The organism is Pseudomonas sp. URIL14HWK12:I6, assembly GCF_000514195.1.
Taxonomy (GTDB): domain Bacteria; phylum Pseudomonadota; class Gammaproteobacteria; order Pseudomonadales; family Pseudomonadaceae; genus Aquipseudomonas; species Aquipseudomonas putida_A.
The window spans coordinates 55600-68562 of record NZ_AZVL01000014.1 but is presented as its reverse complement, the minus strand read 5'-3'; the positions used below and the strand labels follow the sequence as shown (position 1 = coordinate 68562).

Sequence of the window (12963 nt, the reverse complement as noted above, 5' to 3'; positions counted from 1 at the left end):
ATCCGCGATTGACGGGGCCAGGCATTTTTCTGGATAGAGTGGCATGAGCGAAAGCGTCGATAGCGTAGAACTGTTCACCGACGGTGCCTGCAAGGGCAATCCAGGCCCGGGCGGCTGGGGCGCCTTGCTGGTGTGCAAGGGCGTCGAAAAGGAACTGTGGGGCGGCGAAGCCAATACCACCAACAACCGCATGGAACTGCTCGGCGCCATCCGTGGCCTCGAAGCCTTGAAGCGGCCGTGCGAAGTGCTGCTGGTGACCGACTCGCAATATGTGATGAAGGGCATCAACGAGTGGATGGCCAACTGGAAAAAACGCGGCTGGAAGACGGCGGCGAAAGAACCGGTGAAAAACGCTGATCTGTGGAAAGAGCTGGATGAGCAGGTCAACCGGCATAAGGTCACCTGGAAGTGGGTGCGCGGGCACATTGGTCATCACGGTAACGAACGGGCTGACCAGTTGGCCAACCGTGGGGTGGATGAAGTTCGCGGGTACAAGCAGAGCTGATTAACGGCGCTGCACTGTGGTACGGCCCATTCGCGAGCAGGCTCGCTCCCACATTGGAATGCGCTTCCCTGTGGGAGCGAGCCTGCTCGCGAATGGGGCGACACGGTCTGACTGAAACACCCCCACCGAGCGTGTTAACATCGCCGCTTTTGCACGATTGACCCCGTTGAGAATTGAACACTGATGGCCACCAGATCCGTTGTACTCGATACCGAAACCACCGGCATGCCGGTGACCGATGGTCACCGGATCATTGAGATCGGCTGTGTCGAACTGATCGGTCGGCGCCTGACGGGCCGGCACTTTCACGTCTACCTGCAACCGGATCGCGAGAGTGACGAGGGCGCGATCGGCGTTCACGGCATCACCAACGAATTCCTCGTCGGCAAACCGCGCTTCGCCGAAGTGGCCGACGAGTTCTTCGAGTTCATCAACGGCGCGCAACTGATCATCCATAACGCGGCGTTCGACGTTGGCTTCATCAACAACGAATTTGCCTTGATGGGTCAGCACGATCGCGCTGACATCACCCAGCATTGCACCATCCTCGACACCCTGATGATGGCTCGGGAACGTCACCCGGGGCAGCGCAACAGCCTCGACGCCTTGTGCAAACGTTATGGCGTCGACAACTCTGGCCGTGAACTGCACGGCGCCTTGCTCGACTCGGAGATTCTCGCCGACGTCTACCTGACCATGACCGGTGGCCAGACCAGTCTGTCGCTGGCCGGCAACGCTTCCGACGGCAATGGCACGGGCGAGGGCGCGGACAACTCCGCCACCGAAATCCGTCGTCTGCCGGCGAGTCGTCAGCCTGCGCGGATCATTCGGGCGACGGAAGAGGAACTGGCGGCGCATATGGCGCGGCTGGAAATCATCGCCAAGTCGGCGGGCGGTCCGGCGCTGTGGACGCAGATTGCCGAGGCTGATGCTCAAGCCTGAAAGATCAAAAGATCAAAAGATCAAAAGATCGCAGCCTTCGGCAGCTCCTACATTGGAATGCGATCCCTGTAGGAGCTGCCGAAGGTTCGGGCCGCGTTCGGACGATCTTTTGCTTTTGGCTGAATGAAGCCAACTGGCCACCCTCGCCACTTTCGCTGCAACCCTCTACCCTGAGTGCATTGGCAGACTTTGATCCGCCGCCTCGGGACACTGAGCCTCATGTACAAAGATTTGAAGTTTCCGGTGTTGATCGTCCACCGCGACATCAAGGCCGACACGGTCGCCGGTGACCGTATCCGTGGCATCGCCCGGGAGTTGGAGCAGGAAGGTTTCAATATCGTTTCGGCCATCGACTACACCGAAGGGCGGTTGGTGGCCTCCACCCATCATGGTCTGGCGTGCATGCTGATCGCTGCCGAAGACGCCAGCACCAACTCGCATCTGCTGCAGAACATGGCCGAACTGATCGGTCTGGCCCGGGTGCGCGCGCCGGATCTGCCGATCTTTGCCCTCGGCGAACAGGTCACTCTGGAAAACGCCCCCGCCGATGCCATGGCCGAGCTCAATCAACTGCGCGGCATTCTCTATCTGTTCGAAGACACTGTGCCGTTTCTGGCGCGGCAAGTGGCGCGGGCGGCGCGCAAGTATCTGGACGGTCTGCTGCCGCCGTTTTTCAAGGCGCTGGTGCAGCACACCGCCGACTCCAACTATTCCTGGCACACCCCCGGGCATGGCGGTGGCGTGGCCTATCACAAGAGTCCGGTGGGGCAGGCGTTTCATCAGTTCTTTGGTGAAAACACCCTGCGTTCGGACTTGTCGGTATCGGTGCCGGAACTCGGTTCACTGCTCGATCACACTGGGCCGCTGGCCGAAGCCGAAGAGCGCGCCGCGCGCAACTTCGGCGCCGATCACACGTTTTTCGTGATCAATGGCACCTCGACCGCCAACAAGATCGTCTGGCACTCGATGGTCGGTCGGGATGATCTGGTGCTGGTCGATCGCAACTGCCACAAATCGGTGCTGCACGCGATCATCATGACCGGCGCGATCCCGCTGTACCTGTGTCCGGAGCGCAATGAGCTGGGGATCATCGGCCCGATTCCGCTGAGCGAATTCAGTCGCGAATCGATTCAGGCGAAGATCGACGCCAGCCCGCTGACCAAGGGCCGGGCGCCAAAAGTCAAACTGGCGGTGGTGACCAATTCGACCTACGACGGGCTTTGCTACAACGCCGAGCTGATCAAACAGAGTCTGGGCAATAGCGTTGAAGTGCTGCATTTCGATGAGGCGTGGTACGCCTACGCGGCGTTTCACGAGTTCTTCGCCGGGCGTTATGGCATGGCCACCTCGCGCACCGAAGACAGCCCGCTGGTGTTCACTACCCATTCCACGCACAAGCTGCTCGCCGCATTCAGCCAGGCCTCGATGATTCATGTGCAGGACGGCGGAGCGCGGCAACTGGACCGTGACCGTTTCAACGAAGCGTTCATGATGCACATCTCGACTTCGCCGCAGTACAGCATCATCGCTTCGCTGGATGTGGCCTCGGCCATGATGGAAGGCCCGGCCGGGCGTTCGCTGTTGCAGGAAACCTTCGATGAAGCGCTGAGTTTTCGCCGGGCGCTGGCCAATCTGCGCGAGCACATTGCGGCGGACGACTGGTGGTTCTCGATCTGGCAGCCGCCCGGCGTCGAAGGCATCGACCGGGTGCAGACTGAAGACTGGCTGCTGCAACCGGACGCCGACTGGCACGGCTTCGGCGAAGTCAGTGACGACTATGTGCTGCTCGACCCGATCAAAGTGACCCTGGTCATGCCCGGGTTGAATGCCGGTGGCGCGCTGAGCGAGAAGGGCATCCCGGCGGCGGTGGTCAGCAAGTTCCTCTGGGAGCGCGGGCTGGTGGTGGAGAAGACCGGGCTGTATTCGTTCCTGGTGCTGTTCTCGATGGGCATCACCAAAGGCAAGTGGAGCACGCTGCTCACCGAGTTGCTGGAGTTCAAGCGCAGTTACGACGCCAACATCAGTCTCGCGACCTGCCTGCCGTGCGTGGCGCAGCAAGACACCGCGCGCTATCGCGGCATGGGCCTGCGTGACCTGTGCGATCAACTGCACGCCTGTTACCGCAGCAACGCCACCGCCAAACATCTGAAACGCATGTACACGGTGCTGCCGGAAATCGCAATGAAGCCGGCCCATGCCTATGATCATCTGGTGCGCGGCGAAGTCGAGGCGGTGCCGATCGATGAGCTGGAAGGAAGGATCGCGGCGGTGATGCTGGTGCCGTATCCACCGGGAATTCCATTGATCATGCCCGGCGAGCGCTTTACCGAGGCAACCCGCTCGATCATTGACTACCTGAAGTTCGCCCGCACGTTCGATAGCAGCTTCCCCGGTTTTGTCGCTGATGTGCATGGACTGCAACATGAAGACGAGGGCAATGGACGGCAGTACACCGTCGATTGCGTCAAGGAATGAGGACTTTTCCGAGTATGCAACCGGTCATGAATCCGAAATACCCAGGGCTGTCGGTGCGCGTCGCCGACGATGGTTTCGCGGCGTACATCTGGGGCAGCGACTTCAGTTTCGAGGTGGGCGCGTACGGTGCCGCCGTCATTGGTCAACCGGTCGAGCGCTGGGCGGTGACGCCGATCGTGCCGTACCGCAAGTGCTACGGCATTGATCCTGAAGAGTTCAGCAGCTATCGCGATGCCGCCGACAGCGCGATCTTCATGGCGTATCTCGATGATGAGCCGGTCGGTCATCTGGTGATCAGCACCAACTGGAACGGCTTTGCCCATATCGATGAGCTGGCGGTACACGCACCGGCGCGCCGGCATGGTGTGGCCAAGGCGCTGCTGGATGTCGCGCAGTTCTGGAGTCGCAAGAAAAAACTGCCGGGGATCATGCTCGAAACCCAGAACAACAACCTCGGCGCCTGTCGTTTGTATGAGCGTTGTGGCTACGAGATTGGCGGTATCGACCATCTACGTTATCGCGGGATTGATCCGAACACCGCGGAAATTGCGTTGTTCTGGTATCGACTGTTCGATAACCCGCTGGAACATTCGCTCAGCTCGCCAGCATCGCCTCGGCTTGTTCCGTGACGATCGTCAGCAGGGTCTGAATCGCGGCCGGCATGGCGCTGTGTCGGTAGGTCAGCGCATACAGGCTGATCGGCACCGCCGGTGACAACGGGCAGACATCCAGCCCGCTCGTCCGCGCGCCGAGGGCGGTGAACGGGTCGACGATGGCCAGGCCTTCGCCGGCCTCGACCATGCTGCGCATCATCTGATGAGTTTGCACTCGGGTCTGGATGCTCGGTGCCGGGCGCAGGGCCTGGAGTTTGTTCTCCAGCGCCGGGCTCAACGGGTCGTGGCCTTCGAGGCCGACCATTGCCTGGCCAGCCAGATCCTGCAGGGAAATGTATTTTTGCTTCGGTTGCAGCCAGCCGTGGGGCGCGAGCAGTTGCAGCTTGCCGTGGGCCAATGGCTGGCAGTGGATGTCGGGGTGTTCTGGATCGTGCAGGCTCAGGCCCAGATCGCTTTCGCGCAGCAGCAGGCTGCGGACGATGTCGCAGGTCGGAGAGCTGAGCAAGCGGCAAGGAGCGTCGGGCAAGCGTCGGCGCAGCAGCGCGATACTTTGCGGCAACAGCTGTTGCGCCAGCGGCGGGGTGCCGATGATGCGCAGGGGCGGGGCGAGGTATTGCTTGAGGCTGCTGGCCAAGCGCTGCACCGGTTCCAGTGCCTCATAGACATGAGCGATCTCGACTTGCAGCGCCCGCGCTTCGGGCGTCGATTGCAATCGACCGCGTACGCTGGCGAACAGCATGAACCCCAGCTCGCTCTCGGCTTCGCGCAAACGCTCTTCGACCTCGGTCACCGGGAGCTGCAGCCATTCGGCGGCGGTGCCCAGGTGACCGGTCTGCAAGAGCGCCTGAATCACTTCGATATGACGTAAACGCATGCGTGAAGTCCATGTTCAGCAGGTGGGGTCAGTGGCTGAATCCTACCCCAAGTCTTCGCATATGACTTCTGCTCATAACGGCCGGTTATGACGCGACGGTTGTCTCAGGCTCACGGGTCAGGGTAATACCTGACTGAACCAGGAGAAACTCGGTGTCACTGACTTTGTTGACGCGATCGCCAATGGCCAGTTTGTAAATCGGCTCCGAGCCAGTGGAACCGTCTGCCGACGGGGTGGATTCCTGGAACTCATGCACGGAATAAACGCGGCCTTCCGCATCTCTTGCATGGAACTGACCGACGAGTACTGCTGCCATCTGCTTAGAACCTCTGGAGATAAAACGCTTGATTTGCGGCTTGGTAGACCGTCATCAAGCCCTGTAAGTTTTCCTACAGGAAAAAAATAATCAGCGCGCAGGAATTTCCCTTGCTCGCTGGTGAAACTGTCATCGAATCATCTATAACTACTGGCTCTTCCCACCGACAGTCGAGAGTCTTCCATGAGCAATGTCTACAACGTCGCTGTAGTCGTCGGCAGCCTGCGCAAAGCATCGATCAACCGCAAAGTCGCGCTGGCGCTGGCCGAGCTGGCACCGGCGAACCTCAAACTGAAGATTGTCGAGATTGGCGACCTGCCACTCTATAACGAAGACATCGACGGCGATTCACCGCCGGCAGCCTACAGCACTTTCCGCCAGGAAGTCGGTTCTTCCGACGCGGTGCTGTTCGTCACCCCGGAATATAACCGCTCGGTGCCGGCGCCTTTGAAGAATGCGATTGACGTGGGTTCGCGGCCGTATGGCAAGGCCGTCTGGAGCGGCAAACCGGGTGCGGTGATCAGTGTGTCGCCGGGGGCGATTGGCGGTTTTGGTGCCAACCAGCATTTGCGCCAATCCTTCGTGTTTCTCGATGTGCCGTGCATGCAGCAGCCGGAAGCGTATCTGGGGGGCGCGGGTTCGGCGTTTGACGAGGCGGGCAAGTTGAGCGAGTCGGTCAAACCGTTCCTGCAGAATTTCATTAATGCGTATGGGAAATTTGTGGAACAACACAAGAAATAATCTGGTCAGAGCTGCGATAAAACAGAGATCCTGTGGGAGCGGGCTTGCTCGCGAAGGCGGTGTGTCAGACACAAAGTTGTCATCTGACACACCGCTTTCGCGAGCAAGCCCGCTCCCACGTTTGGATCTCCACTCATTGAATAATTGAAGGCTGTCGCGAATGCTCGCTGCGTCACTGATCTTCCTGCTGACCATCACCCTTGTCATCTGGCAACCCAAAGGCCTCGGGGTCGGCTGGAGCGCGACGCTCGGCGCGGTGCTGGCGCTGATCTTCGGCGTCGTGCACCTGAGCGATATTCCGCTGGTGTGGCAAATCATCTGGAACGCCACCGGCACCTTCGTCGCACTGATCATCATCAGCCTGTTGCTCGACGAAGCCGGGTTCTTCGCCTGGGCCGCGTTGCACGTGGCGCGCTGGGGGCGGGGCAGTGGGCGCAAGCTGTTTGCCTTCATGGTGCTGCTCGGCGCGCTGGTGTCGGCGCTGTTCGCCAATGACGGTGCGGCGCTGATCCTCACCCCGATCGTGATTTCGATGCTGCTGGCGCTGCGCTTTTCCCCGGCGGCGACCTTGGCGTTCGTCATGGGCGCCGGTTTCATCGCCGACACCGCGAGCCTGCCGCTGGTGGTGTCGAACCTGGTCAACATCGTCTCGGCAGACTTCTTCCACATCGGCTTCAACCGCTACGCGGCGGTGATGGTGCCGGTCAACTTCGTCAGCGTGGCCGCGACGCTCGGCGTGCTGATGTGGTTTTTCCGCCGCGACATTCCCAAGGCTTACGACCCCGAACAGCTCGAACAGCCGCACACGGCGATCCACGACAAAGCCACGTTCTATGCCGGCTGGGTGGTGCTGGTGATCCTGTTGATCGGCTGCTTCTTCCTCGAACAGATGGGCATCCCGATCAGCGCGATCTCGGCGGTCTGTGCGGCGCTGCTGCTGGGGATCGCCGCCCGAGGCCACAAGATTTCCACGCGCAAGGTGCTGAAAGAAGCGCCGTGGCAGATCGTGATTTTCTCGCTCGGCATGTATCTGGTGGTCTATGGCCTGCGCAATGCCGGGCTGACCGGGTATCTGGCCGGCTGGCTGGATGTGTTTGCCGGGTACGGTGTGTGGGGCGCGGCGCTGGGCACAGGGGTGCTGACCGCGCTGTTGTCGTCGATCATGAACAACTTGCCGACAGTGCTGATCGGCTTGTTGTCGATCGATGCCAGTCAGGCCAGCGGTGTGATCAAGGAAGCGATGATCTACGCCAACGTGATCGGCAGCGACTTGGGGCCGAAAATCACCCCGATCGGCAGTCTGGCGACCTTGCTCTGGCTGCATGTGCTGGCGCGCAAGGATATCCGGATTGGCTGGGGCTATTACTTCAAGGTCGGGATTGTGCTGACGGTGCCGGTGTTGTTGATTACTTTGGCGGCTTTGGCGCTGCGGTTATCCCTTTAGACCGAGTCGGCCCATTCGCGAGCAGGCTCGCTCCCACAGGGAGTGTGGCGCCTCTCCCTACATTTGAAATGCAGTCCAAATGTGGGAGCGAGCCTGCTCGCGAAGAGGCCGGGTCAGGCATTGAAATTTTCAGGCCTGGCCCGGCACATTCGGCCAAAGATCCGCCACCAGAAACAACCGCTCCGCCTCTTCCCATTCGCCCTGCGCATTCTCGGTCAGGCGCACCAGCAGTTGCGCCGGGGCCATCGGTTCCAGGTCGTCCAGCCACATCTGCAGATGTTCAGCACTCCAGGTCTGATCCGCCGGGTAGTGTGCCGGCGCCAGCCACGCATGGCGGGGCAGGGGTTGCCAGCGCCCGGCCGGACGTTGAGCGACGAACGCCGGCCAATCCTTCTGATGCAGCCAGCTCCCGCGCAAATGTTGCGGATGCGCGCCGCTCGGTGAGGCAGACGTGCCGGGCCACGGGTATAACAGGTATCCGCCCAGCCACAGCTGCGCACTGAACACCTCGATATCCAGCTTCGCCAGCACCTCGCGACTTTCCGGGCGCGCCGAGATCGGCAGTTGATGTTCGGCCAGATGCGCCAGTTTGCGGTCCAGTCGATCGTGACAGCCCGGCCCCAGCCACTGCGCCGGGTCGTGGCCGTCGCCATTCTGCGGGCCGAGATAGAGCTTGATCGCCAGTTCCAGGTGATGCACACCGTCGCGGTCGCGCAGCAGCATGTCCAGTTCACCGAGGGTGTGGCCTTCGCGGCGGATCGGCAGGTTGGCGGCAATCAGTTCGATGCCCGGCGCATGCTCCACGGCAAACTGCCACAACCGTTCGTAATACAGGCCCAGCCGCCGGGTACGCGCCTGCGACAGCCAGTGCAGCAAACCATAACTGTCACGATCAAGTTGCCGCAGCCAGTGCTCCAGGCGCTGCGGATCACTGACCCAGTCGCTGCCGGCCAGCGGATGGCGCTGCGGCCACGGCGTCGCGGCCAGCATCGGCGGCGCGAGAATCACCCACGCCAGATCACGCACTTCGGGATGGCGTAATTGGTGTGGCAACTGAAGCAGGTCGGGAAACAGGATCATCTTGCGAGCATAGCCTGAAACACGCGCGCACCCTTGAGGCTGAAAGGATTTTGTCTATGGCGGGCTTTCGCCCATAATCGTGTTTTTCGCGTTTTCGATTGTCCGCAGAGGTCCCATGGAGCAATTTCGTAATATCGGCATCATCGGTCGCCTGGGCAGTTCCCAGGTGCTGGATACCGTCCGCCGACTGAAACGCTTTCTGCTCGATCGTCACCTGCACGTGATTCTCGAAGACACCATCGCCGAAGTCCTGCCGGGCCACGGCCTGCAGACCTCGTCACGCAAGATGCTCGGCGAAGTCTGCGACATGGTCATCGTCGTCGGCGGTGACGGCAGCCTGCTCGGCGCCGCGCGGGCGCTGGCCAAGCACAATATTCCGGTACTCGGGATCAACCGGGGCAGCCTCGGTTTTCTCACCGACATTCGTCCCGATGAGCTGGAAGTCGAAGTGGCCAAGGTGCTCGACGGCCACTATCTGGTGGAAAACCGCTTCCTGCTGCAAGCCGAGGTGCGCCGGCATGCCGAGGCCATTGGCCAGGGCGATGCGCTGAATGACGTGGTGCTGCACCCGGGCAAATCGACGCGGATGATCGAGTTCGAGCTGTACATCGACGGCCAGTTCGTTTGCAGCCAGAAGGCCGACGGCCTGATCGTCGCCACGCCGACCGGTTCCACCGCGTACGCGCTGTCCGCCGGTGGCCCGATCATGCATCCCAAGCTCGATGCCATTGTGATCGTGCCGATGTACCCCCATATGTTGTCGAGCCGGCCAATTGTGGTCGATGGCAACAGTGAGCTGAAAATCGTCGTGTCGAAAAACATGCAGATCTACCCGCAGGTCTCCTGCGACGGGCAGAACCACTTCACCTGCGCGCCGGGCGACACCATCACCGTCAGCAAAAAAGCCCAGAAGCTGCGGCTGATTCACCCGCTCGACCACAACTACTACGAAGTCTGCCGGACCAAGCTCGGCTGGGGCAGCAAGTTGGGTGGTGGAGGCGACTGATGCTCGATCCCGCGCGCAGTTATGACTTGATTGGTGACGTGCACGGATGCGCCCTGACCCTCGAACACTTGCTTGATCGTCTCGGTTATCACAAGCAGGGCGGGGTCTGGCGGCATCCATCGCGCATGGCCGTGTTCGTCGGCGACATCATCGACCGTGGCCCGCGAATCCGCGAGGCACTGCACATCGTCCACGACATGGTCGAGGCCGGGCAGGCGCTGTGCATCATGGGCAACCACGAATTCAACGCACTGGGCTGGAGCACGCCGGCGCTGCCGGGCAGCGGCAAGCAGTTCGTCCGTGAGCACACGCCGCGGCACGCGCGCCTGCTGCATGAAACCCTGACCCAGTTCGAAGACCATCCGGGCGACTGGCATGACTTTCTCAACTGGTTCTACGAACTGCCGCTGGTGGTTGATGCCGGACGCTTCCGTGTGGTGCACGCCTGTTGGGATGCCAGCCTGATCGAACCATTGCGCGGGCTGTTTCCCGATGCGCGCATCGACGAGCACTTTCTCCAGGCGTCGGCCGTGCCCGGCAGTTTCGCCTGCACCGTGTTCGACCGCTTGCTGCGCGGCACCGACATGCGCCTGCCGGATGGCTTGACCATGACCAGCGGCGACGGTCTGGTGCGCTCGTTCTTCCGCACCAAATTCTGGGAAGACGACCCGAAAACCTACGGCGACATCGTCTTCCAGCCGGATGCATTGCCGGAGCCGGTGGCGCAGAAGCCGCTGACCTCCAGCGAAAAAAACAATCTGCTGCGCTACGGCATTGACGAGCCGTTGTTGTTCGTCGGCCACTACTGGCGCAGCGGCAAACCGGCGCCGATCCGCCCGAACCTCGCGTGTCTCGATTACAGCGCGGTGCTCTACGGCAAACTGGTGGCCTATCGTCTGGATCAGGAAACACGTCTGGATCCGCATAAATTTGTCTGGGTCGATGTCGAGCGGCCGGAGGTGCTGCAATGAGTGCGGTAGCGGTATTGCGTCTGCCGTTGGCGGTGGATCTGAGCGGTTTCGTCAAGCTGCTGCAACGGATGCAGGTGCCGCATCGAGTCAGCGAAGAGGCGGGCGAGCAGGTGCTGTGGGCGCCTTCGGAAATCAGCGAGGACGTGCGTTCACTGTACGAGCGCTTCCCGGCCGGTGACCCCGATCAGCAACTGGACATCCCGCTGGCGCCGACTTTCAAGCGTCCGAGCTTCGCCGAGCAACTCAAACACGCCAAGGCCACCGGGTTGATCCTGCTGCTGAGCCTGCTGGTCGGCGGCCTGACCTATCTGGGTGACAACCTCGACACCATTCGCTGGCTGACCTTCCTCGACTTCCGCGTGGTCGGCGAGTACATCCAGTTCACGCCGCTGGCCGACAGCCTGGCGGCGGGGCAGTGGTGGCGCCTGTTCACGCCGATGCTGCTGCACTTCGGCATCCTGCACCTGGCCATGAACGGCATGTGGTACTGGGAGCTGGGGCGGCGCATCGAGTCACGTCAGGGCAGCATCAACCTGCTCGGGCTGACCCTGCTGTTCAGCCTGGTGTCGAACTACGCGCAGTTTGCCTGGAGCGGCCCGAGCCTGTTTGGCGGCTTGTCCGGCGTGCTCTACGGTTTGCTCGGCCATTGCTGGATTTTCCAGTTGCTGGCGCCGAACCCGGCGTATCGCCTGCCGCGAGGCGTGCTGGTGATGATGCTGGTGTGGCTGGTGATTTGCATGTCCGGACTGGTCTCGATGATCGGTTTCGGCCAGATCGCCAACGCCGCGCACGTCAGCGGGTTACTCATCGGATGCTTCACCGGTTTGTTGGGCGGTTTGTATAACCGCCGTAAACTGGCCGCCTGAAATTTTAAGTGAATAAAGAGCACGGAGACCCTGATGTCCTCTTTTAACGACATGATCAAAAACATCACCCCGGACATCTACGAGAGCCTGAAACTGGCCGTGGAAATCGGCAAGTGGTCCGACGGTGGCAAACTCACCGCCGAACAGCGCGAGCTGTCGCTGCAGGCGATGATCGCCTGGGAAATCCAGAACCTGCCTGAAGATCAGCGCACCGGTTACATGGGCCCGCAGGAATGTGCGTCGAAGTCGATCGAAGTACCGAACATCCTGTTCAAGTCGGATGCCATCCATTGATCGAGATTGGCCGCGGTGCAATCAGCAAAATGTCGGCGCGCCTGGACGGGCCGAATGTGCAATACGCGTTTCGTCTGGATGACGTCGAGGTCCCGGTCAACCCCATGATCGGCACCACTGTGCGTCTGGAGTACCTGGGGGCGATTCATTGCACCCATTGCGGGCGCAAGACCAAAACCAGTTTCAGTCAGGGTTACTGCTACCCGTGCATGACCAAACTGGCGCAGTGCGATCTGTGCATCATGAGCCCGGAGCGTTGTCACTTCGAGGCCGGTACCTGCCGGGAGCCGGAGTGGGGGCAGAAGTTCTGCATGACTGATCATGTGGTGTATCTGGCCAACTCGTCGGGGATCAAGGTCGGTATTACTCGCGCCACGCAGTTGCCGACTCGCTGGCTCGATCAGGGCGCAAGTCAGGCGCTGCCGATCATGCGCGTATCGACGCGCCAGCAGTCGGGCTTCGTCGAAGACCTGTTCCGCAGCCAGGTGGCCGACAAGACCAACTGGCGCGCCTTGCTCAAGGGCGATGCGGCGGCGGTGGACCTGGCCCAAGTGCGCGACCAGTTATTTGAAAGCTGCGCCGAGGGCTTGCAAGGCCTGCAACAGCGATTCGGCCTACAAGCAATTCAGACGATTGCCGATGTAGAACCTCTCGAAATCCGCTATCCGGTCGAGCAATACCCGGCCAAAATCGTCAGCTTCAACCTGGACAAGAACCCGATTGCCGAAGGCACGCTGCTGGGTATCAAGGGTCAGTACCTGATTTTTGACACCGGCGTGATCAACATTCGTAAATACACGGCCTATCAGCTCGCCGTGCATCAATAAGGATTCCA

General features: G+C 61.0%; 14 protein-coding genes. 11 read left to right on the top strand and 3 right to left on the bottom strand.

Annotated elements, in window-relative coordinates; all coding sequences use genetic code 11:
- The first annotated feature begins 43 nt into the window (after positions 1-43).
- From rnhA to H043_RS0118790, 4 genes are all read left to right on the top strand, one after another.
- A complete protein-coding gene (gene rnhA / locus H043_RS0118805; protein WP_003224162.1) occupies positions 44-505 on the top strand; it encodes a ribonuclease HI in 462 nt (153 codons plus the stop codon).
- Positions 506-688: 183 nt separating this feature from the next.
- Positions 689-1447, top strand: coding sequence for a DNA polymerase III subunit epsilon (gene dnaQ, locus H043_RS0118800; RefSeq protein WP_027613146.1), 759 nt, complete (start codon positions 689-691; stop codon positions 1445-1447).
- Between the two features lie 219 nt (positions 1448-1666).
- Positions 1667-3922, top strand: a complete 2256-nt coding sequence (locus tag H043_RS0118795) for an Orn/Lys/Arg decarboxylase N-terminal domain-containing protein (protein ID WP_027613145.1) — start codon at positions 1667-1669, stop codon at positions 3920-3922.
- 14 nt (positions 3923-3936) lie between these two features.
- A complete protein-coding gene (locus H043_RS0118790; protein WP_027613144.1) occupies positions 3937-4551 on the top strand; it encodes a GNAT family N-acetyltransferase in 615 nt (204 codons plus the stop codon).
- Here H043_RS0118790 and H043_RS0118785 read toward each other — a convergent pair.
- Together H043_RS0118785 and H043_RS0118780 are read right to left on the bottom strand one after the other, a co-directional pair.
- Positions 4517-5410 carry a LysR substrate-binding domain-containing protein gene (locus tag H043_RS0118785; RefSeq protein ID WP_027613143.1) on the bottom strand — a complete coding sequence of 298 codons (894 nt, stop codon included), beginning with the start codon at positions 5408-5410 and terminating at the stop codon, positions 4517-4519. The two genes, H043_RS0118790 and H043_RS0118785, sit on opposite strands and share 35 nt — an antisense overlap.
- A gap of 85 nt (positions 5411-5495) precedes the next feature.
- Positions 5496-5726: a hypothetical protein gene (locus H043_RS0118780; protein WP_007965845.1), complete on the bottom strand. Its 231-nt coding sequence runs from the start codon at positions 5724-5726 to the stop codon at positions 5496-5498.
- Positions 5727-5909: 183 nt separating this feature from the next.
- Between H043_RS0118780 and H043_RS0118775 the strand changes: the two genes are divergently transcribed.
- Positions 5910-6467: an NADPH-dependent FMN reductase gene (locus H043_RS0118775; RefSeq protein ID WP_027613142.1), complete on the top strand. Its 558-nt coding sequence runs from the start codon at positions 5910-5912 to the stop codon at positions 6465-6467.
- Between the two features lie 160 nt (positions 6468-6627).
- On the top strand, positions 6628-7911 hold the full coding sequence (locus tag H043_RS0118770) for an arsenic transporter (RefSeq protein WP_027613141.1): 1284 nt from the start codon (positions 6628-6630) through the stop codon (positions 7909-7911).
- Positions 7912-8040: 129 nt separating this feature from the next.
- On the opposite strand, the gene H043_RS0118765 is transcribed toward H043_RS0118770, so the two are convergent.
- A complete protein-coding gene (locus tag H043_RS0118765) occupies positions 8041-8991 on the bottom strand; it encodes a DUF1853 family protein (RefSeq protein ID WP_027613140.1) in 951 nt (316 codons plus the stop codon).
- A gap of 115 nt (positions 8992-9106) precedes the next feature.
- On the opposite strand from H043_RS0118765, the gene H043_RS0118760 reads away from it, so the two are divergent.
- The 5 genes from H043_RS0118760 to H043_RS0118740 are packed head-to-tail and all read left to right on the top strand — an operon-like array spanning position 9107 to position 12955.
- Positions 9107-9997 (top strand): NAD(+) kinase, encoded by an 891-nt coding sequence (locus H043_RS0118760; protein WP_003224174.1) that lies wholly within the window; start codon positions 9107-9109, stop codon positions 9995-9997.
- Complete coding sequence (locus H043_RS0118755) at positions 9997-10968, top strand: metallophosphoesterase (RefSeq protein ID WP_027613139.1); 972 nt, start codon at positions 9997-9999, stop codon at positions 10966-10968. Before H043_RS0118760 ends, H043_RS0118755 begins: the two co-directional genes overlap by 1 nt.
- Complete coding sequence (locus tag H043_RS0118750) at positions 10965-11834, top strand: rhomboid family intramembrane serine protease (protein ID WP_027613138.1); 870 nt, start codon at positions 10965-10967, stop codon at positions 11832-11834. Before H043_RS0118755 ends, H043_RS0118750 begins: the two co-directional genes overlap by 4 nt.
- A 33-nt stretch (positions 11835-11867) precedes the next feature.
- Complete coding sequence (locus tag H043_RS0118745; protein WP_003224178.1) at positions 11868-12128, top strand: YeaC family protein; 261 nt, start codon at positions 11868-11870, stop codon at positions 12126-12128.
- Entirely contained in the window at positions 12125-12955 is an 831-nt protein-coding gene (locus H043_RS0118740) for a DUF2797 domain-containing protein (protein WP_027613137.1), read from the top strand. The genes H043_RS0118745 and H043_RS0118740 overlap by 4 nt, the downstream gene beginning before the upstream one ends.
- The last annotated feature ends 8 nt before the right edge of the window (positions 12956-12963 follow it).